Annotated in this window: 11 protein-coding genes, 4 tRNA genes and 8 pseudogenes; 1 reads left to right on the top strand and 22 read right to left on the bottom strand. The window is 34.6% G+C overall.

What is annotated here, in order from left to right:
- Nucleotides 1-47 precede the first annotated feature (47 nt).
- The 21 genes and pseudogenes from ACZZ95_RS10905 to ACZZ95_RS10805 all read right to left on the bottom strand — a co-directional run bounded on the left by ACZZ95_RS10905 (nt 48) and on the right by ACZZ95_RS10805 (nt 18,689).
- Nucleotides 48-344, bottom strand: a complete 297-nt coding sequence (locus tag ACZZ95_RS10905; RefSeq protein WP_463469023.1) for a hypothetical protein — start codon at nt 342-344, stop codon at nt 48-50.
- A gap of 49 nt (nt 345-393) precedes the next feature.
- A complete protein-coding gene (locus ACZZ95_RS10900; RefSeq protein WP_463469022.1) occupies nt 394-714 on the bottom strand; it encodes a hypothetical protein in 321 nt (106 codons plus the stop codon).
- Between the two features lie 343 nt (nt 715-1,057).
- Nucleotides 1,058-1,369: a DUF3467 domain-containing protein gene (locus ACZZ95_RS10895; RefSeq protein WP_431244328.1), complete on the bottom strand. Its 312-nt coding sequence runs from the start codon at nt 1,367-1,369 to the stop codon at nt 1,058-1,060.
- Between the two features lie 10 nt (nt 1,370-1,379).
- Nucleotides 1,380-5,690 (bottom strand): DNA-directed RNA polymerase subunit beta', encoded by a 4,311-nt coding sequence (gene rpoC, locus ACZZ95_RS10890; protein WP_463469021.1) that lies wholly within the window; start codon nt 5,688-5,690, stop codon nt 1,380-1,382.
- A 316-nt stretch (nt 5,691-6,006) separates the two neighbouring features.
- Nucleotides 6,007-9,821: pseudogene (gene rpoB / locus ACZZ95_RS10885) on the bottom strand (DNA-directed RNA polymerase subunit beta).
- Between the two features lie 262 nt (nt 9,822-10,083).
- Nucleotides 10,084-10,457: pseudogene (gene rplL, locus ACZZ95_RS10880) on the bottom strand (50S ribosomal protein L7/L12).
- A gap of 89 nt (nt 10,458-10,546) precedes the next feature.
- Nucleotides 10,547-11,050, bottom strand: coding sequence for a 50S ribosomal protein L10 (rplJ, locus tag ACZZ95_RS10875; protein ID WP_095954824.1), 504 nt, complete (start codon nt 11,048-11,050; stop codon nt 10,547-10,549).
- A gap of 22 nt (nt 11,051-11,072) precedes the next feature.
- A pseudogene (gene rplA / locus ACZZ95_RS10870) lies at nt 11,073-11,763 on the bottom strand (50S ribosomal protein L1).
- 13 nt (nt 11,764-11,776) lie between these two features.
- Nucleotides 11,777-12,215, bottom strand: a pseudogene (rplK, locus tag ACZZ95_RS10865) (50S ribosomal protein L11).
- Between the two features lie 66 nt (nt 12,216-12,281).
- On the bottom strand, nt 12,282-12,833 hold the full coding sequence (gene nusG, locus ACZZ95_RS10860) for a transcription termination/antitermination protein NusG (RefSeq protein ID WP_089051955.1): 552 nt from the start codon (nt 12,831-12,833) through the stop codon (nt 12,282-12,284).
- A gap of 10 nt (nt 12,834-12,843) precedes the next feature.
- Complete coding sequence (secE, locus tag ACZZ95_RS10855) at nt 12,844-13,041, bottom strand: preprotein translocase subunit SecE (protein WP_008466927.1); 198 nt, start codon at nt 13,039-13,041, stop codon at nt 12,844-12,846.
- 19 nt (nt 13,042-13,060) lie between these two features.
- Nucleotides 13,061-13,131: transfer RNA gene (locus ACZZ95_RS10850), tRNA-Trp, on the bottom strand.
- A gap of 60 nt (nt 13,132-13,191) precedes the next feature.
- A pseudogene (gene tuf / locus ACZZ95_RS10845) lies at nt 13,192-14,380 on the bottom strand (elongation factor Tu).
- Between the two features lie 55 nt (nt 14,381-14,435).
- Nucleotides 14,436-14,507: transfer RNA gene (locus ACZZ95_RS10840), tRNA-Thr, on the bottom strand.
- A gap of 89 nt (nt 14,508-14,596) precedes the next feature.
- Nucleotides 14,597-14,677 (bottom strand) — tRNA-Tyr (locus tag ACZZ95_RS10835).
- Nucleotides 14,678-14,807: 130 nt separating this feature from the next.
- A tRNA-Thr gene (locus tag ACZZ95_RS10830) sits at nt 14,808-14,881 on the bottom strand.
- Between the two features lie 89 nt (nt 14,882-14,970).
- Nucleotides 14,971-15,273 (bottom strand): ribosome hibernation-promoting factor, HPF/YfiA family, encoded by a 303-nt coding sequence (gene hpf, locus ACZZ95_RS10825; protein WP_057117059.1) that lies wholly within the window; start codon nt 15,271-15,273, stop codon nt 14,971-14,973.
- Nucleotides 15,274-15,306: 33 nt separating this feature from the next.
- Nucleotides 15,307-16,201, bottom strand: a pseudogene (locus ACZZ95_RS10820) (tyrosine-type recombinase/integrase).
- A gap of 97 nt (nt 16,202-16,298) precedes the next feature.
- Nucleotides 16,299-16,493: a 30S ribosomal protein S21 gene (rpsU, locus tag ACZZ95_RS10815; RefSeq protein ID WP_463469020.1), complete on the bottom strand. Its 195-nt coding sequence runs from the start codon at nt 16,491-16,493 to the stop codon at nt 16,299-16,301.
- Between the two features lie 225 nt (nt 16,494-16,718).
- A pseudogene (locus ACZZ95_RS10810) lies at nt 16,719-17,863 on the bottom strand (acyl-CoA dehydrogenase family protein).
- A gap of 13 nt (nt 17,864-17,876) precedes the next feature.
- A complete protein-coding gene (locus ACZZ95_RS10805; protein ID WP_463469019.1) occupies nt 17,877-18,689 on the bottom strand; it encodes a ComEA family DNA-binding protein in 813 nt (270 codons plus the stop codon).
- Between the two features lie 351 nt (nt 18,690-19,040).
- On the opposite strand from ACZZ95_RS10805, the pseudogene ACZZ95_RS10800 reads away from it, so the two are divergent.
- Nucleotides 19,041-20,511: pseudogene (locus ACZZ95_RS10800) on the top strand (APC family permease).
- A gap of 49 nt (nt 20,512-20,560) precedes the next feature.
- Here the strand turns inward: ACZZ95_RS10800 and ACZZ95_RS10795 are convergent.
- The gene (locus ACZZ95_RS10795) at nt 20,561-20,788 is read right to left on the bottom strand and encodes a PspC family transcriptional regulator (RefSeq protein WP_008466940.1); all 228 of its coding nucleotides are present in this window, start codon (nt 20,786-20,788) and stop codon (nt 20,561-20,563) included.
- Between the last annotated feature and the right edge of the window lie 103 nt (nt 20,789-20,891).

The raw sequence follows: 20,891 nt of genomic DNA, 5'->3' as shown, positions 1-20,891 counted from the left end.
TAATCCACCAGCAATATAAATTTTAGTAAGTTCATCTGCTTCAATAATTATATTTTGCTCCAATATATTCCCTTTAACCCTACTTCTATTAAAAGCAATTTCTTTGGAAAGATAGTAATCATTTCCAGAAACGGTAACCATGAGCGTTTTGCTGTTTTTAAAACTTGCGTGGATATAGAAAATTCTCCCGTTTTTGAATCTATTTTCACTGCTTTTTCCGAGCTATTAATAGACAAAATTAAGTTAGGATATTCCTCTTTATTAAATGGCTTATTTGTTTTAGCCTCTAATAATTTTCCTTTAATTGTTATTAAAACTTCTTTTTCTGCTACATGACTTTGCACAACTTTACCTAATTTATAAGTATTCGGTTTGGCGCAAGAGATTTCAGTTTTAATTGGTTCTTTTTGCTGTGCTCACGATATTTGAGGTTATCAAAACAGAAGTCGCCACCGCCGCATATTTAAGGTTGGCTATTCTGGAGGTTTCGTTATGTTGAAATTCTTCTTCCAATTGTGATACTTTTAGTCGGGCACAAATATTTTTATCTTTACTTTCCGTAATAAACTTAGCAATCTCAGAATTTGTTTTTCTACTTAAATCAATTACATTTTTCATGCAGGAATCACAAAATGATCCATTTGAATTTGGAATCATATTATCAAAATTTTCAGAACATGGATTTGCTATCTCTAAGGTGAATTTCTTTTTCATACTCAATATTCTTTTAAGTTAAAATCTATTACAGATCGTTACCTATATAGAGTATGTTTTCAATGGAAAGGTTGGGAAGGAAAAGAAAAAAACTTCAAATTGTATATTTATTTTTCAGACATAAAAAAAACGCTAATCAAAAATTAGCGTTTTTCTTTAATTTGAATTAATCAACCTTACTAAGTCATTATATTTCAAAAATTAATCTTTCATAGGAGTTACCAAATTACTTTAATACAATAGTATAAAGAAATTTAGTCGATTAAAAGAGTTTAAATCAGATAAACTGCAATTACTATAGCCAGACCATAAAAAAAGCCCCATTTTCATGGGGCTTTAAAAATTATGCTTGTCCAGCAGGACCAAAATTAAGCGGTATTGGTGCTTGCTCTGTCTCTTTGATTTCGCCGTGAGTCGCTTCAAATCGATGGATATTTTCACCTATTGCTCTTAATAATCTTTTAGCATGTTGTGGTGTCAAAACAATTCTTGACTTTACCTTGGCTTTAGGAATACCTGGCATAATGCTCACAAAATCTAAAACAAACTCTGATGATGAGTGATTAATAATCGCTAGATTAGAATAAATTCCTTCTGCGATAGTTTCGTCTAACTCAATATTAATTTGCTCTTGTTGTTGTTTCGGATTACTCATAGTTTCCTAATTAATAAATATATTCTTCTTTATTAGCCATCATTTCGTTGTAATCGTCTTTAGATCCTACGATAGTGTTATCGTATTCTCTCATACCAGTTCCCGCAGGAATTCTGTGTCCAACAATTACATTTTCTTTCAATCCTTCTAAATCATCTACTTTACCAGCTACAGCGGCTTCGTTAAGTACTTTTGTTGTTTCTTGGAAAGAAGCGACAGAGATGAATGATTTAGTTTGCGCCGAAGCTCTTGTAATACCTTGAAGAACTGGCGTTGCAGTTGCAGTAATTACGTCTCTTGCTACAACAAGATTTCTATCATTTCGTTTCAATAATGAATTTTCATCACGTAATTCACGAGGTGTGATAATCTGACCTGGTTTCAACACTGAAGAATCTCCAGCATCTTCAACTACTTTCATACCGTATAATTTATCGTTTTGAACGATGAAATCTTTAGTGTGAATTAATTGATCCTCTAAGAATAAAGTATCACCTGGATCCTGAACTCTTACTTTACGCATCATTTGACGAATAACTACCTCAAAGTGCTTGTCATTAATTTTTACCCCTTGTAAACGGTATACCTCTTGAATTTCATTTACCAAGTACTGTTGAACAGCAACTGGACCTTGAATTCTTAAGATGTCATCTGGTGTAATTGCACCGTCAGACAATGGAACTCCCGCTCTTACGAAGTCATTTTCTTGAACTAAGATCTGGCTAGAAAGTTTAACTAAATACTTTTTAATTTCACCAAATTTAGATTCGATAACGATCTCACGGTTACCTCTTTTGATTTTTCCAAAAGATACAACACCATCAATTTCAGATACAACTGCTGGGTTAGAAGGGTTACGAGCCTCAAGCAACTCAGTAATTCTTGGTAAACCTCCCGTGATATCGCCTGCTTTAGAAGAACGACGTGGAATTTTTACTAATACTTTACCTGCTTTAATTTTCTCACCGTTTTCAACCATTAAGTGTGCACCTACTGGTAAGTTGTAAGAACGAATCAATTCACCTTCTTTACCGTAAACCAATAAAGTTGGAATTAATTTTTTGTTTCTAGCCTCAGAAATTACTTTTTCTTGGAAACCAGTCTGCTCATCGATCTCAACCATGAACGATTGTCCTTGCTCTAAATCTTCGTAAGCAATCTTACCAGTAAATTCAGAAACGATTACACCGTTATATGGATCCCATTTACAGATTACAGTTCCTTTTGCGACAGTATCACCATCATTTACAAAAATACTAGATCCGTAAGGAATGTTATGTGTATTTAAAACAATTCCAGTTTTCTCATCAACTAATTTTAATTCAGTTGAACGTGAAACTACGATATCAACAGAGTTTCCTTCTCCGTCTTCTCCTTTAACTGTTTTTAAATCTTCAATTTCAAGTCTACCGTTAAATCTTGTAATAATACTAGATTCTTCAGAGATACCCCCAGCAACCCCTCCAACGTGGAACGTACGAAGTGTCAACTGTGTACCTGGCTCTCCAATAGACTGAGTCGCAATAACTCCGACAGCTTCACCTCTTTGTGTCATCTTACCAGTAGCTAAGTTTCTACCGTAACATTTAGCACAAATACCTTTTAAAGCCTCACAAGTTAATGGAGATCTAACTTCTACTTTTTCAATTGGAGAAGCTTCGATAGTTCTCATGATTGCTTCAGTAATTTGTTGACCAGATTGAACCATTACTTCATTAGTAAGTGGATTTATAACATCTTGCAATGCAACACGTCCTAAAATTCTTTCTCCTAATGATTCAACGATTTCCTCATTTTTCTTCAAAGCAGATACTTCAACACCTCTTAAAGTTCCACAATCTTCGATGTTAACAATAACATCTTGAGAAACGTCATGAAGTCTTCTTGTTAAGTAACCAGCATCGGCCGTTTTAAGAGCCGTATCCGCAAGACCTTTACGAGCACCGTGAGTAGAAATAAAGTACTCAAGGATCGAAAGACCTTCCTTAAAGTTAGAAAGAATCGGGTTTTCAATAATCTCACCACCACCAGCAGTAGATTTTTTAGGCTTAGCCATCAAACCACGCATACCAGTTAACTGACGAATCTGTTCCTTAGAACCCCTCGCCCCAGAGTCAAGCATCATATATACAGAGTTGAAACCTTGCTGGTCTTCTCTAATATTTTTCATTGCTAACTCTGTTAATTGAGCATTTGCTGAAGTCCATACGTCAATAACTTGGTTGTAACGCTCGTTATTTGTAATAAGCCCCATGTTATAGTTAGTCGAGATACCTTCAACTTGCTCTCTGGCATCTGCAATTAACTTCGTTTTTTGTTCTGGAATTCTAATATCACCTAAAGAGAATGATAAACCTCCTCTAAATGCGAATTTATACCCCATATCTTTCATATTATCCAAGAAAGCCGCTGTAGTAGGTACATCAGTTACACTTAAAATGTGACCGATAATATCTCTAAGGTTTTTCTTAGTCAATACATCATTGATATATCCAGTCGCTTCTGGTACTACTTCATTAAATAATACACGTCCTGCAGTTGTTTGAATAATTTTGAACACTAATTCTCCAGCGTCATTAAAATCTTTTGCTCTAATTTTCACACGAGCATTCAATTCTAATCTTCCTTCGTTTAATGCAATGTTTACTTCTTCAGCAGAATAGAAAGTCAAATCTTGACCTAAAATTACATGTTCTGGAGTCGAGATACGTTCTTTGGTCATATAATATAGACCCAAGACCATATCCTGAGAAGGTACAGTAATTGGAGCACCATTTGCAGGGTTAAGAATATTGTGAGAAGCCAACATTAATAATTGTGCCTCTAAAATAGCCTCTGGTCCTAATGGCAAATGAACTGCCATCTGATCCCCATCAAAATCGGCGTTGAAAGCCGTACATACTAATGGGTGCAATTGGATCGCTTTTCCTTCAATTAATTTTGGTTGGAAAGCTTGAATACCAAGTCTGTGTAACGTAGGAGCACGGTTAAGTAATACTGGGTGTCCTTTAATTACGTTTTCAAGGATATCCCAAACTACAGGCTCTTTTTTGTCTATAATTTTCTTAGCAGATTTTACTGTTTTAACAATACCTCTTTCAATCAATTTACGGATAACGAAAGGTTTGTATAACTCAGATGCCATATCTTTTGGCAATCCACATTCGAATAATTTTAATTCAGGACCAACAACAATTACCGAACGAGCAGAATAATCCACACGTTTCCCAAGTAAGTTTTGACGGAAACGTCCTTGCTTACCTTTTAAGGAATCAGATAATGATTTTAACGGTCTGTTAGATTCTGTTTTAACAGCAGAAGCTTTACGAGTATTATCAAATAATGAATCTACAGATTCTTGTAACATACGTTTTTCGTTTCTTAAGATAACTTCTGGAGCTTTAATCTCCATTAATCTTTTCAAACGGTTGTTACGGATGATTACACGACGGTATAAGTCATTTAAATCTGAAGTTGCAAAACGACCTCCATCAAGTGGCACAAGCGGACGTAATTCTGGTGGAATAACAGGAACCACTTTCATAATCATCCACTCCGGACGGTTTTCGCGGTTTAAGTTAGACTCACGGAAAGACTCAACAACTTGTAATCTTTTTAAAGCTTCAGTTTTACGTTGTTTAGATGTTTCGTTATTAGCACTGTGTCTCAATTGGTAAGACAACTCATCTAAGTCGATACGTGCCAATAAATCCATGATACATTCTGCTCCCATTTTGGCAACAAATTTATTAGGATCCATATCATCTAAATATTGATTTTCTTGTGGAAGAGTATCTAAAATATTCAAATATTCTTCTTCAGTTAAGAAATCTAATCTTTGTAATGATTCTCCATCTGCATTTTTAGCAATACCAGCTTGAATTACTACATATCTTTCGTAGTAAATGATCATATCTAATTTCTTAGATGGAAGACCAAGGATATAACCAATTTTGTTTGGAAGAGAACGGAAGTACCAGATATGAGCAATTGGCACAACAAGGTTGATGTGTCCTACTCTATCACGACGTACTTTTTTCTCAGTAACTTCAACACCACAACGGTCACAGATGATACCTTTGTAACGAATTCTTTTATATTTACCACAAGCACACTCAAAATCCTTAACAGGTCCGAAGATTCTTTCGCAGAAAAGTCCGTCACGCTCTGGTTTGTGCGTTCTGTAGTTGATAGTTTCTGGTTTCAAAACCTCTCCTCTTGATTCTTTCAAGATAGATTCAGGTGAAGCCAATCCAATTGAGATTTTATTGAATCTTTTAACTGGATTTTTATCTTTATTATTATTTCTATTATTCATCATAGTTTTTACTATTGATTTATTTGCAATTAAAAAATTGATTTTGTTTAAGTCGAAAGTTTGAAAGTCGAAAGTCAAAAGTCGTTTGAGACTTTATAACTTTAAGACATTGGACTTGTGACTGTAACATACCTCGGGTTACTTCTCTAAACTTCAAACCTTCTTATTTTGAAGTGCTAATTATAAAACGCTTAGGGTTTATATAAAAAATCGGAACGGGTTACGGGTATAAATCCTAAAAACTTTTATTTTAATAAACAGCTTCAGTCTCAGCTTTCAGTGCTAAACTGAATACTGAGACTGTAACTGAAAATTTTATTTATTCTTCTAAACGAATGTCAAGTCCAAGACCTTTCAATTCATGCATTAATACATTGAATGATTCAGGTAATCCTGGTTCTGGCATAGATTCACCCTTAACGATAGCTTCGTAAGTTTTAGCTCTACCAATAACGTCATCCGACTTAACTGTTAAGATTTCACGTAGCGTACTTGATGCTCCATAAGCCTCAAGTGCCCAAACCTCCATCTCTCCAAAACGCTGACCTCCAAATTGAGCTTTACCTCCAAGTGGTTGCTTGCGTAATCAACGAGTATGGTCCAATAGAACGTGCGTGCATCTTATCATCAACCATGTGTCCTAATTTAAGCATGTAAATTACACCCACAGTAGTCGCTTGATGGAAACGCTCTCCAGTACCACCATCATAAAGGTGTGTATGTCCGAAACGTGGTACTCCAGCTTCATCAGTCAAGGCATTGATTTGGTCTAAAGAAGCACCGTCAAAAATTGGAGTAGCAAATTTTCTACCCAAGTTCATACCAGCCCATCCAAGAACAGTTTCATAAATCTGACCAATGTTCATACGTGAAGGTACTCCAAGTGGATTCAATACGATATCTACCGGTGTTCCGTCTTCAAGGAAAGGCATATCTTCATGACGAACGATTCTAGCAACAATACCTTTGTTACCGTGACGTCCTGCCATTTTATCCCCTACTTTCAGTTTACGTTTTTTAGCGATATAAATCTTAGCTAATTTCAAGATTCCAGATGGTAATTCATCTCCAACTGTAATAGTGAATTTTTCTCTTCTTAAAGATCCTTGTAAGTCGTTCAGCTTAATTTTATAGTTATGAATCAAATCATTAACCATTTTATTTGTAGCATCATCAGCAACCCATTGACCTTTGCTTAAGTGAGCAAAATCTTCTACTGCGTAAAGCATTTTTTGAGTATATTTTTTACCTTTTGGTAAAACTTCTTCACCCAAATCATTCATTACACCTTGAGATGTTTTTCCATTTACGATCAAGAATAATTTTTTCAACTAATCTGTCTTTTAATTCAACAAATTTAGTTTCGAATTCCATTTCTAAAGCGCCCAAAGCATCTTTATCTTGAGTACGTTTACGTTTATCTTTTACGGCTCTTGCAAATAATTTTTTATCAAGAACTACACCGTGTAAAGATGGAGAAGCTTTTAATGAAGCATCTTTTACATCTCCTGCTTTATCCCCGAAGATTGCACGAAGCAATTTCTCTTCTGGAGTAGGATCTGATTCTCCTTTTGGTGTAATTTTTCCGATTAGAATGTCGCCAGGTTTAACCTCTGCTCCAATTCTGATCATACCGTTTTCATCTAAATCTTTAGTAGCTTCTTCAGAAACGTTAGGAATATCGTTTGTTAACTCTTCGTTTCCTAACTTAGTATCTCTAACCTCTAATGAATAATCATCAACGTGGATAGAAGTAAAAATATCATCACGAACTACTTTTTCAGAAATTACAATCGCATCCTCAAAGTTATACCCTTTCCATGGCATGAACGCAACTTTTAAGTTTCTACCTAAAGCTAATTCACCATTTTGAGTAGCATATCCTTCTGATAATACTTGTCCAGGAATAACTCTGTCACCTTTTCTTACGATTGGTTTCAGGTTAATACTTGTACCTTGATTGGTTTTTCTAAATTTAATTAAATTGTATGTTTTCTCATCAGCATCAAAACTAACCATTCTTTCGTCTTCTGTACGATCGTATTTAATAGTAATGATATTAGCATCAACATACTCAACAGTACCATGCCCTTCAGCATTAATTAATACTCTTGAATCTGAAGCTACCTGACGCTCTAAACCTGTACCAACGATAGGTGCTTCCGGACGGATCAAAGGAACCGCCTGACGCATCATGTTTGATCCCATCAACGCACGGTTCGCATCATCATGTTCCAAGAAAGGAATTAATGAAGCAGAAATCGAAGCAATCTGGTTTGGTGCAACGTCTGTATAATGAACTACAGATGGTTCAACAACCGGGAAGTCACCTTCCTCACGAGCAATTACATTGCTTGCAGTAATTTTACCAGTTTCATCCATTTCAATGTTTGCCTGAGCAATCATTTTTCCTTCTTCTTCTTCAGCACTTAAGTAAATTGGAGTACTTTCTAAATCAACTACACCATTAGTTACTTTACGGTATGGAGTTTCAATGAATCCCATTCCGTTAACTTTTGCATAAACACCAAGAGATGAAATCAAACCAATGTTTGGTCCCTCTGGAGTTTCAATCGGACATAAACGACCATAGTGTGTATAGTGAACGTCACGAACCTCAAATCCAGCTCTCTCTCTCGAAAGTCCACCTGGTCCAAGTGCAGAAAGTCTTCTTTTGTGCGTAATCTCAGCTAATGGATTCGTTTGATCCATAAATTGAGATAACTGGTTAGTACCAAAGAAAGAGTTGATAACTGATGATAATGTTTTAGCATTAATCAAATCAATTGGTGTAAACACCTCGTTATCTCTAACGTTCATTCTCTCACGAATAGTTCTAGCCATACGTGCTAAACCAACACCGAATTGTTGAGACAATTGTTCTCCAACTGTTCTAACACGACGGTTTGATAAGTGATCAATATCATCAATCTCTGCTTTAGAGTTAATCAATTCGATCAAATATTTTACAATGGTAATAATATCTTCTTTGGTAAGCACTTGCTTTTCCATTGGGATATCCAAACCAAGTTTTTTGTTCATTCTGTAACGACCAACTTCACCTAAGTTATAACGTTGATCAGAGAAGAACAATTTATCTATAATACCACGAGCAGTTTCCTCATCAGGCGGTTCAGCGTTACGCAACTGACGGTAAATGTGCTCTACAGCTTCTTTTTCAGAGTTTGTTGGATCTTTTTGTAATGTGTTGTGGATAATAGCATAATCTGCTTGATTATTATCCTCTTTATGTAACAAAATAGATTTAACGTTAGAATCGATGATCTCTTCAACATTATCTTTGTCGATAATAGTATCTCTATCAAGGATGATTTCGTTACGTTCGATAGAAACTACTTCTCCAGTATCCTCATCAACGAAATCCTCATGCCATGTATTCAATACACGTGCAACAAGTCTTCTTCCAATATATTTTTTAATTCCTGTTTTAGAAACTTTAATTTCTTCAGCTAAGTCGAAAATTTCAAGGATATCCTTATCTCTTTCAAACCCAATTGCACGGAATAAAGTTGTAACAGGTAATTTTTTCTTTCTATCGATATAAGCGTACATTACACTATTGATATCTGTAGAAAATTCTATCCAAGAACCTTTAAAAGGAATTACTCTGGCAGAATAAAGTTTTGTTCCATTTGCGTGGAATGATTGTCCAAAGAAAACCCCAGGAGAACGGTGTAATTGAGATACTACTACACGCTCAGCACCATTGATAACAAAAGTACCACTTGGAGTCATATAAGGAATTGTACCTAGATAAACATCTTGTACAATTGTTTCAAAATCTTCGTGTTCTGGATCTGTACAATATAGTTTTAACCTAGCTTTTAAAGGCACACTATAAGTAAGACCTCTCTCTATACATTCTTGAATTGTATAACGTGGTGGATCAACAAAATAATCTAGGAATTCCAATACAAAGTTGTTTCTTGTATCTGTGATTGGAAAGTTTTCCATGAAGGTGTTGTATAACCCTTCGTTGCCTCTTTCGTCAGATTTCGTTTCTAATTGAAAGAAATCTTTAAAAGATTTAACCTGAACATCTAAGAAATCTGGATAGTCAGGAATATTTTTTGTAGAGGCAAAATTCAATCTTTCAGTCTGATTTGTTATCATCAATGGACAAAATTTTGATTAAAAAAAAGTAATTTTTTGTGTAAAAACACACTGTTTAATCTATACTTTCTTATTATAATCAATACATCTTTAAAAATGAACAGTAAAGTAAGTTCAATTTTTTTCTTCGTATTGATCAAAAACTTTTTCGTATTTTAAACTATTTGATAATAAAACTTGATATATTTTATTATACGAAAAATGGTTTAGACCCTTGGATGATTCCATCCAAGGTCTAAACCTAGTTCTAAACTGTGTTTTGTTATTTTAATTCAACAACAGCTCCAGCTTCTTCTAATGATTTTTTAAGACCTTCAGCCTCTTCTTTAGAAACACCTTCTTTAACGTTACTTGGAGCACCGTCAACTACATCTTTAGCTTCTTTAAGACCTAAACCTGTAAGTTCTTTAACTAATTTTACAACTGCTAATTTAGAAGCACCAGCTTCTTTTAATACAACTGTAAATTCAGTTTGTGCTTCTTCAGTCGCACCTTCTCCACCACCAGCAGCAACTACTACAGTCTGCAGCGAGCAGGCTCGATACCATACTCGTCTTTTAATATTGTTGCTAATTCGTTAACTTCTTTAACTGTTAAGTTAACTAATTGTTCTGCGAATTGTTTCAAATCTGCCATTTTTTCTATCGTTTAAAATGATTTGTAAAATTATATTTTGTTTATTGTGCGCTATTTAAGTCGCAAGAGAAATTCTCCTGCAATAATTATTATGCTTCAGTTTCTTCTTCGCTTCCTGCGAATTTGTTTTGTAAAGCAGAAATAATTCTTTGAGCTGGAGATTGTAATAATCCAATAAGTTCTCCAAGAAGTTCTTCTTTAGATTTAATAGTTGCTAATGCATCTAATTGATTATCTCCAATATAAACTTCATTATTGATGAAAGCACCTTTTAAAACTGGTTTATCAGATTTCTTACGGAAATCTTTGATAATTTTTCCAGGAGCATTAGCTACATCAGAAATGAATATAGCACTATTACCACTCAATACTGAAGGTAAATCACCATAGTCATTAGCAGAAGCTTCCATTGCTTTTGCAAGCAAAGTGTTCTTTACAACTTCTAATTTAATACCAGCTTTAAAACAAGCTCTACGTAAGTTTGAAGTTGTTTCTGCGTTTAATCCAGAAATATCAGATACATAAATGATATTTGTACCAGCTAACTGCGCAGTTAAATTTTCAATCGCGATTGATTTTTCTTCTCTAGTCATACTAAAAATTTTTAACTACCAATTATACTGCTTTAGGATCCAAAGCAATAGCTGGACTCATAGTGCTTGTAAGGTGAATACCTTTAATGTATGTACCTTTAGCAGCAGTTGGTTTAAGTTTTATTAATGTTTGAATAATTTCGTGTGCGTTGTCAACAATTTGCTCAGCTCCAAAAGAAACTTTACCAATTCCTGCGTGAACGATACCAGTTTTATCAACTTTAAAGTCAATTTTACCAGCTTTAACTTCTTGAACAGCTTTAGCAACATCCATAGTTACTGTACCTGTTTTAGGGTTTGGCATTAAACCTCTAGGTCCTAAAATACGACCTAATGGACCTAATTTACCCATAACAGCAGGCATAGTAATGATCACATCAACATCTGTCCAACCGTCTTTAATTTTTTGTAAATAATCGTCAAGACCTACATAGTCTGCCCCAGCTTCTTTAGCTTCTGCTTCTTTATCTGGAGTAACTAATGCTAATACTTTAACGTCTTTACCTGTTCCGTGAGGTAAAGTAACTACACCTCTCACCATTTGATTCGCTTTTCTTGGATCTACACCCAAACGAACTGCGATATCAACAGACTCATCAAATTTTGCAGAAGCAACTACTTTTAATAATGCCGCGAAGATCTTTAAGAGAGTATAATTTGTTCTTTTCAATTTTTGAAGCGACTTCTTTTGCTTTTTTTGTTAATTTTGCCATGTCTTTTTCTTAATTAAAAAGGAGCGTCTCCTGATACAGTTATACCCATAGATCTAGCTGTTCCAGCAACCATACTCATTGCGACTTCCACAGTGAAAGCGTTTAAGTCTGGCATTTTGTCTTCAGCAATAGTTCTAATTTGTTCCCAAGTAACGCTAGCTACTTTTTTACGATTAGGCTCACCAGAACCAGATTTTAGCTTTGCGCCTTCCATTAACTGAACCGCCGCTGGAGGAGTCTTAACAACAAAATCAAATGATTTGTCTTTGTACACAGTGATTTGCACTGGACAAATTTTGCCAGGTTTATCCTGAGTTCTAGCATTAAATTGCTTACAGAACTCCATGATATTAACCCCAGCGACTCCTAAAGCAGGTCCAACCGGTGGCGACGGATTCGCAAGCACCTCCCTTAACTTGTAGTTTAACTACCTTACTAATTTCTTTAGCCATTTTTAAAAAATTTAACATCGTAATCAATGGAAGCGATTACAATGGTTTATTATAGTGTAACAAAAATTATACTTTTTCTACTTGCATAAAACTCAATTCTAATGGAGTTTTTCTTCCGAAAATCTTCACCATAACTTCAAGTTTACGCTTTTCTTCATTGATCTTTTCAACCGAACCATTAAATCCGTTGAAAGGACCATCAATTACTTTTACAGTCTCACCAACGCTAAATGGTATAGATCTTGTATCGGTATTTACAGCCAATTCATCAACCTTACCTAACATACGGTTTACCTCAGAAAGTCTTAAAGGAACAGGTTCTCCACCTTTGATCTCCCCTAAAAAACCAATAACACTGGTAATTGACTTAATAATATGAGGTATCTCACCAACCAAGTTAGCTTCGATCATAACATATCCAGGAAAATAAACCTTATCCTTAGACATTTTCTTTCCCTCTTTTACAGTAACTACTTTTTCTGTAGGCACTAAAACCTGGGAAACATAATCACCCATACCTAATCTGGCAATTTCAGTTTCGATGTAAGCTTTGACTTTATTCTCTTGTCCGCTTACAGCTCTAACTACGTACCATTTTTTCACATTATTATCTGCCATCACAAAAAAATTATCCTTTTAACCAGTTAAAAAATCCAGCCAAAGCTTTTGCAAAAAATTCATCTACTCCCCATGTTGCCAAAGCGAATAAGATAGAAAATACAGCCACAACAATTGTCAATTTTTGAACTTCAGCCCAAGCAGGCCAAGTAACATTTGACTTTAACTCTTCGAAAGCCTCTGATAAATAATTAGTAACTTTTGTCATTTGATATATTTTTTTATTGCACGGGCGGAGGGATTCGAACCCCCATCAACGGTTTTGGAGACCGCTATTCTACCCTTGAACTACGCCCGTAATTAAAAGCCAGTGATTTCAGTTAAGAAAATCAACTGGCTTTTTATAGTTTTTATAGGATTATCCTACGATTTCAGTCACCTGACCTGCACCTACAGTTCTACCACCTTCACGGATAGCGAAACGTAAACCTACGCTCATTGCGATTGGGCTTAATAAAGATACATTGATAGTCAAGTTGTCTCCTGGCATTACCATCTCTACTCCTTCTGGTAAAGTAATAACTCCTGTTACGTCAGTTGTACGTACGTAGAACTGTGGACGGTAGTTATTATGGAATGGAGTATGACGTCCACCTTCTTCTTTTTTCAAGATATAAACCTCAGCTTTGAAAGTAGCGTGTGGTTTTACTGATCCTGGCTTAATGATAACCATTCCTCTTTTGATAGATTCTTTATCAATACCTCTTAACAATAAACCTACGTTATCTCCAGCTTCACCTCTATCAAGGATTTTACGGAACATCTCAACTCCTGTAATAGTAGAAGTTAATTTATCAGCTCCCATACCAATGATTTCAACAGCATCACCTGTATTAGCAATACCAGTTTCGATACGACCTGTAGCAACAGTTCCACGACCTGTAATTGTAAATACATCCTCAACTGGCATCAAGAATGGTTTAGCTACGTCACGCACTGGCTCTTCGATCCAAGCATCAACAGCTTCCATTAATTCAATGATTTTTGGTACCCAAGCAGGATCATTATTCAATCCTCCTAAAGCAGAACCTTGAACTACAGGACCATTATCTCCATCATATTCGTAGAAAGATAATAAATCTCTAATTTCCATTTCAACAAGCTCTAACAACTCAGCATCATCAACCATATCCACTTTGTTCATGAAAACAACGATTCTTGGAATACCAACCTGACGACCTAAAAGGATGTGCTCACGAGTTTGTGGCATTGGACCATCTGTAGCGACAACTACTAAGATAGCTCCGTCCATTTGAGCAAGCACCAGTAACCATGTTCTTTACGTAATCCGCGTGACCTGGACAGTCAACGTGAGCGTAGTGACGGTTAGCTGTTTCATACTCTACGTGTGATGTATTAATAGTAATACCTCTTTCTTTCTCCTCTGGAGCGTTATCGATTTGATCAAACGATTTTGCTTGACAGTAACCAGCATCTGACAATACTTTTGTAATTGCGGCAGTTAATGTAGTTTTTCCGTGATCCACGTGTCCAATTGTACCTATGTTTAAGTGCGGTTTGGAACGATTAAAATTCTCCTTTGCCATTTTACTTAATTTTTAATCTTAGTTATATATTAATTTTCAATTTCCTACTTACTTGAGCCAATGTCGGGATTTGAACCCGAGACCTCTTCCTTACCAAGGAAGCACTCTACCCCTGAGCTACACCGGCAGAGAGTTCTGATTTTAGATCTGAATCTAGATTTCAGATTTTAAAAACCCTAAATCTATAATCCGTAATCTTAACTTCATTTTGTTTTGTGGGGAGAGCAGGATTCGAACCTGCGAAGTTCACACAGCAGATTTACAGTCTGCCCTCGTTGGTCGCTTGAGTATCTCCCCTTAAGATAATTTATGATTTTAAATCAATGATTTCAGATTTAACTCCAAAACCTTTTCTTTACAATCACAACTATTTCATTTTCAATATTTTAAAAGAACCAGTTTCAAATCGCATTTGAAACTTTTTTTGAGCCGATAGAGGGACTCGAACCCACGACCTGCTGATTACAAATCAGTTGCTCTAGCCAGCTGAGCTACATCGGCGAATGCATTAAAAAAGTCCGCTATTTCTAACGGACTGCAAATGTAGCTATTTTATCTTTTAATCAAAACATTTTTTAAAAAAATTTCAATTAAATATGTGCTCTTATTTTTTCTTTCCTTTTCACAAGCAAACGTTCTAAAGATTCTGCAGAAAGCTCAACCGCCTCCTCAAATGTCTTACACTGTTTTTTCACCAAAAAATCATCACCAGGAACATTAATCTTAATCTCCACCACCTTGTTTTCTTTATCACTCGTTCTTTCAACTTTTAAAAAAACATCCGAAGAAACTACCCGATCGTAGTATTTCTCTAACTTATCCATTCTTTCCTGAATAAAATCGACCAACTTTCTGTCAACAGTAAAGTTAACTGCATGAACATCTACCTTCATAATACAAATTTTAGGATTTAACATTTAGAATTATCACTTATTTCTTGGATGCGCACCTTTATATACCTTTTTAAGCTCCGCCAAACTATTATGAGTATAAACCTGAGTAGATGCCAAACTAGAATGCCCTAATAATTCTTTAACTGAATTCAAATCTGCCCCATTATTTAATAGGTGAGTTGCAAAAGTATGACGAAGCACATGCGGACTTTTCTTCACCTTTTCTGAGACCCTACTAAAGTATGAATTTATTAAACGATAAACAAAAGATTCACTCAATTTTAACCCTTTTTTTCGAAATAAAAAAATAGTCCAAATCGGCAATATCTTCTAAAGCATCCCGCTCCTTTATATAGGAGTCAATTTGATTTATTATAATTGGCAAAATAGGAATAATGCGTTCTTTGTTTCTTTTCCCTAAAACCTTTATAACACCAGCAGAACGATCTACATTTTTAACCATTAAATGAATTAATTCTGCACGACGCATTCCTGTCACATAAAACATCTCAACAATAAGCTTATCCCGTACTTCCTCAAAACCCACCGGAGTATCAATTTGACCCAGCAAATCTTTTAATTCTTTTTCAGAAAAAGGAACCTGAACCACTTTTGGCGTTTTTAATGATTTATGCTTCAGCATCGGATTAACCTCGATTTGCTTTGACTTTAAAAGAAATCTATAAAATGCTTTCAAAGAAGCCATTTTTCTATTAACAGTAACATTTGATATATTTTGATCAACCAACGAAACAATCCAACTTCTTACCTGACTATAATTAACCAAATCCACATTTTCCTGATCAAATGCTTCTACAAGAAAAGACCCAAAAGAAGTTACATCATTCAAATACGCCCCAACCGTATGTGGAGAATATTTTTTCTCTAACAAAAGATAATCACTAAAAGCTTCTTTACTTGTTTTCATTAAAATTAAAATCTAAAAATTGAGCACAAAAAAACCGTTAGCATCAAAATTAAAACATTTTGACCACTAACGGTAATTATTTTTGAAAAGCTAGATATTAACTTTCTAAACTATCTTTCAAGCCTTGAATGTAAGTCGCTTTTTGAATTTGAGCTCTTTTCACAACAGACGGCTTAATAAAAGCAGTACGTGCTCTTAATTGACGAACAGTTCCTGTTTTATCAAATTTTCTTTTATAGCGCTTTAATGCTCTATCGATATTTTCTCCGTCTTTAATTGGTATAATTAACATAATATAGACACCTCCTCTCGTTAAGGTCGCAAATGTAAATATTAATTATGAATTATGAGTTATAAATTCTGAATTATTTCAAAAAGATAATAGACCATAGAAAAAAGAGAAATGATAATAATCTAACAAAGTGCACTTTAAAACTACTTTATTCTTTATTCTTTATTCTTTATTCTTTATTCTTTATTCTTTATTCTTTATTCTTTATTCTTTATTCTTTATTCTTTATTCTTTCAACAAGTTCCTAGAAATGACTAATTTTTGAATTTCAGTAGTTCCTTCTCCGATAGTACATAATTTCGAATCTCTATAAAATTTTTCTACTGGAAAGTCTTTGGTATAACCGTATCCGCCATGAATTTGAACTGCATCATTGGCAATTTTCACACATGCTTCAGAAGCATACATTTTTGCCATTGCGCCAGATGTTGTTACCGGTTTATGCTGTTGCTTTAAAAACGCCGCTTTATGCAAGCAACAATTCCGAAGCTTCAATTTCTGTAGCCATATCAGCTAATTTAAACGAAACTCCTTGAAAGCCGCTTATTGGCTGACCAAACTGATGTCTTTCTTTCGAATATTTTAAAGTCGCTTCATAAGCTCCTTTTGCTATTCCTAATGATAAGGCTCCGATGGAAATCCTGCCTCCATCCAAAATTTTCATTGCCTGAACAAAACCCTGCCCCACTTCGCCTAATCTATTTTCATCTGGAATACGGCAATTGTCAAAAACCAATTCGGCAGTTTCACTTGCTCGCATTCCTAATTTATTCTCTTTCCTCCCTGATGAAAAACCAGCCATTCCTTTTTCAAAAACAAAAGCAGTCATTCCTTTTGAATCTCCTTTTTCTCCAGTACGCACTATAACAACAGCAATGTCACCTGAAATGGCATGCGTTATAAAGTTTTTTGCACCATTAACAATCCAATGATCTCCATCTTTTACAGCAGTTGTACTCATTCCTCCTGCATCAGAACCTGTGTTATGTTCCGTTAATCCCCATGCACCAATATATTCAGCCGTAGCTAATTTGGGAAGCCATTTTTTCTTTTGCTCTTCATTTCCGAAAGTTAAAATATGATTTGTACATAGCGAATTATGCGCAGCAACAGATAACCCAATCGAGGGATCTACTTTAGAAATTTCTTCAATTACTGTAATATATTCATGATAACCTAAACCTGAACCTCCATATTCTTCGGGTACTAGAACTCCCATAAAGCCCATTTCACCCAGTTGTTTGAATAGTGGTATTGGAAAAATTTGTGCTTCATCCCATTCCATTATATTGGGTCTTATATTTTTTTCTGCAAAGTCTTTTATAGACTGAGCTATCATGAGTCAGTGTTTCGTTATAATCAAAATTCATCCGTTGTTTTCTTTTAGAACTCCAAATATAAACTAATTATTTTTGCTTTTTCAACAGGAAAATCTTTAATTTTTGCCAAATCCTCAATATTATTAAAATTTCCGTTCATACTTCTATACGTCACGATCTGTTTTGCAAGTGCATATTTGAAATATGAAAATTGAGATAATTCTTTTAAAGAGGCATCGTTTACCTTTATTTTCTTGAATGTTGCAGGAATCACAACTTTAAAATGGCTATTCAATTCGTTTATAACTTCGGGTGAAAGTCCCCAAATGTCATTCATCTGATCCATTGAAACAAAACATCCTAAAATTTCTTTCTGTTTTAATATTCGAGATGACAAACCTTCTCCAATTCCATAAATTTTTATCAAATCATCTTGGGTTGCCTGATTTATATCTAGCACTTCAAACTTCACCGCTTTCTTTGAGAAGCTCTTCGAAGTATATTCTGTTTTTTCTGTTTTGAAGCTTGTTTTATTCTGAACCCAATCTGGAAATTTAAACAAAGGAGAAATTTTATTTAATAACGAGTCCGAAATCCCAGTAACTTGTTGAAACTCTTCTGCCGAGTTTACAAATTTATTTTGTTTGCGAAACACCATCAAACGATCTATTTCTTCGAGAGACATTCCAAGTTTATATCCTTTGTAATCAGAAATAAAATTAGGGTTAAATAGATAATTTACTGGTTTATTATTTTTCTTACTGGATTTCTCCTGATCAATTTCTGACTGGAGTGCCAGCCACTCGTTCTTAGCCGAACTTTGGTTCTCCGAAATATTAAAATCTGCAAAGAGGTAAATTAACTGCAATATCAGCATAATTGTAAACAGAATTAATATACCAGTTCTTTGGTATTTTGTAAAATGCAAATAGTGCCTTAAATGTTTAAAATTCATAATGAAAAAGAGTTTCAAATTTGGTTTTCTAATAAAATAAGAAAAACCTTTCAAATTTATCAAGAAAATTAGTAAGAAAATAGTTTTTAAAAAAATTATCAAATCTTATACAAAAGAGCAATTAATTTAATGAATATCAATACTTGCAGAATTTTCCTTGAGAGTCTTGTAAAAAAAATCAACAATTTATAACTTAAAACAAGATAAATGTTTTTATTTTTTACAAAAAACAATACATTTGGAGCTTAATAACAAATAAACCAATATAAGAGTATGTCAATTTGGAGAGTTAAACCAATATCTGCCTTTGAGGCCGATATAAAAAAAAGTAATTTAAAGAGAGTTCTTGGAAAATGGAGTCTTACTGCGATTGGAGTTGGTGCCATTATCGGTGGAGGAATTTTTGTACTTACCGGTACTGGAGCTTATTATCATGCAGGTCCAGCATTAGCTTTATCGTTTATCATAGCAGGTATTGCGTGTGTTTTCGCCGCTCTTTGCTATTCTGAATTTGCCTCAATTTTGCCTGTTGAAGGATCTGCTTATGCTTATGCTTACGGTACAATTGGTGAAATTTTTGCATGGATAATTGGATGGGGACTTATTCTAGAGTACGCAATGGGATCCATGACGGTCGCCGTTTCTTGGTCGGGCTACTTTAATAAATTACTTAAAATGTTCCACATTAAGCTTCCAGACTGGCTTACAACCGATCCTGCAAGTTACACGGGAGAAGGTTTCTCTATGAACCTACCTGCTTTTTTGATCGTTATTTTAGTTATTTCACTTCTTATTAAAGGAACAAAAAGTGCTTGCTAAAGCGAATAATGCTATTGTAATTCTTAAAGTTTCTGCCGTAATATTTGTAATTATAGCTGGTCTTTTCTTCATCAATACAGCTAACTGGCATCCATTTATTCCTGAAGCTACTCAAATTGTTGAAAAAGAAACTACTCATAATGCTTACGGAATTGGAGGAATTGTTTCTGGAGTCATCGCAATTTTCTTTGCGTATGTTGGTTTTGATGCCGTTTCTACACAAGCTGGAGAAGCTATCAATCCTAAAAAAGATGTTCCGTTTGCGATCATCGCCTCTTTATTAATCTGTACAACTTTATATATTCTTGTTTCTTTAGTATTAACTGGAATGATGAATTACCAAGATTTCAACCCGCTAGGAAAATATCCAGAAGCTATTAAAGCTCCAGTTGCTTATGCTTTTGATATCGCTGGACAAGGCTGGGCTGGTTTTATTATTACTGTTGCGGCTACTATTGGTTTAGTTTCTGTATTAATGGTAATGATCATGGGACAGTCTAGAATTTTCCTTGGAATGTCTAAAGATGGTTTAATTCCAGCTGTATTTTCAAGAGTTAATCCTCTTTCTGGAACACCAAAAACCAATTTAATGATTTTAGGTGGTATTATTGCCACTGTTGTCGCTTTTACACCAATCAATAAATTAGCAGATATGACAAGTTTTGGCACCTTATTTGCCTTTACAATGGTTTGTATCGCTGTTTGGATCTTAAGAGTAAAACAACCTGGATTAAACAGAACATTTAAAGTTCCTGCTCTACCAGTTATTGCAGTATTAGGAATTTCAATCAATACTTACTTAATCATTAATTTAAGTTTAGATGCTCAATTATTGTCGTTAGGATGGCTTCTTATTGGTATCCTAGTATATTTTGGATACAGTAAGAAAAGATCGAAACTTAACAATAGTGAAATCGAAGAATAGAAATATTATTTCAAAAAAAAGCTCCAAATTTTCATTTGGAGCTTTTTTTTTATAAATCAAATACGGATGTTCTTTTTGAACGAATTAGATCTTTTAATCTAATCCAAAAAGCCAGCGTTAGGTAAACTCCAAATCCTAAACCTGCGGTAACGAACGATATGTAGATAAAAAACAATCTTACACTTGTTACGCGCATTCCTAGTTTATCTGCCAATCTTGATGAAACATGGAAACCATATTTTTCAAAAAAGAATTTAAGTTTTAAAATTGCTGACATTGGTGATTTTAGTTTTTAGCCTTAATATTTTTAGATTCCTTAGCATTCGCTTAGAATTACAAAAGTACAAATTATCTTATTACCTCATTTTCTAATTCTCAAA

It is taken from the genome of Flavobacterium sp. AC267, assembly GCF_979258715.1.
Note: the sequence above shows the minus strand (reverse complement) of the source record. Positions and strands in the feature narration are given on the sequence as shown.

Bases quoted from the DNA above. Each gene is read 5' to 3' on its own strand.
- ACZZ95_RS10900 (WP_463469022.1), bottom strand. From the start codon at position 714: ATGAAAAAGAAATTCACCTTAGAGATAGCAAATCCATGTTCTGAAAAT.
- ACZZ95_RS10895 (WP_431244328.1), bottom strand. From the start codon at position 1,369: ATGAGTAATCCGAAACAACAACAAGAGCAAATTAATATTGAGTTAGAC.
- rpoC (WP_463469021.1), bottom strand. From the start codon at position 5,690: ATGATGAATAATAGAAATAATAATAAAGATAAAAATCCAGTTAAAAGA.
- rplJ (WP_095954824.1), bottom strand. From the start codon at position 11,050: ATGACTAGAGAAGAAAAATCAATCGCGATTGAAAATTTAACTGCGCAG.
- nusG (WP_089051955.1), bottom strand. From the start codon at position 12,833: ATGGCAGATAATAATGTGAAAAAATGGTACGTAGTTAGAGCTGTAAGC.
- secE (WP_008466927.1), bottom strand. From the start codon at position 13,041: ATGACAAAAGTTACTAATTATTTATCAGAGGCTTTCGAAGAGTTAAAG.
- hpf (WP_057117059.1), bottom strand. From the start codon at position 15,273: ATGAAGGTAGATGTTCATGCAGTTAACTTTACTGTTGACAGAAAGTTG.
- rpsU (WP_463469020.1), bottom strand. From the start codon at position 16,493: ATGTTAATTATACCAATTAAAGACGGAGAAAATATCGATAGAGCATTA.
- ACZZ95_RS10805 (WP_463469019.1), bottom strand. From the start codon at position 18,689: ATGCTGATATTGCAGTTAATTTACCTCTTTGCAGATTTTAATATTTCG.
- ACZZ95_RS10795 (WP_008466940.1), bottom strand. From the start codon at position 20,788: ATGTCAGCAATTTTAAAACTTAAATTCTTTTTTGAAAAATATGGTTTC.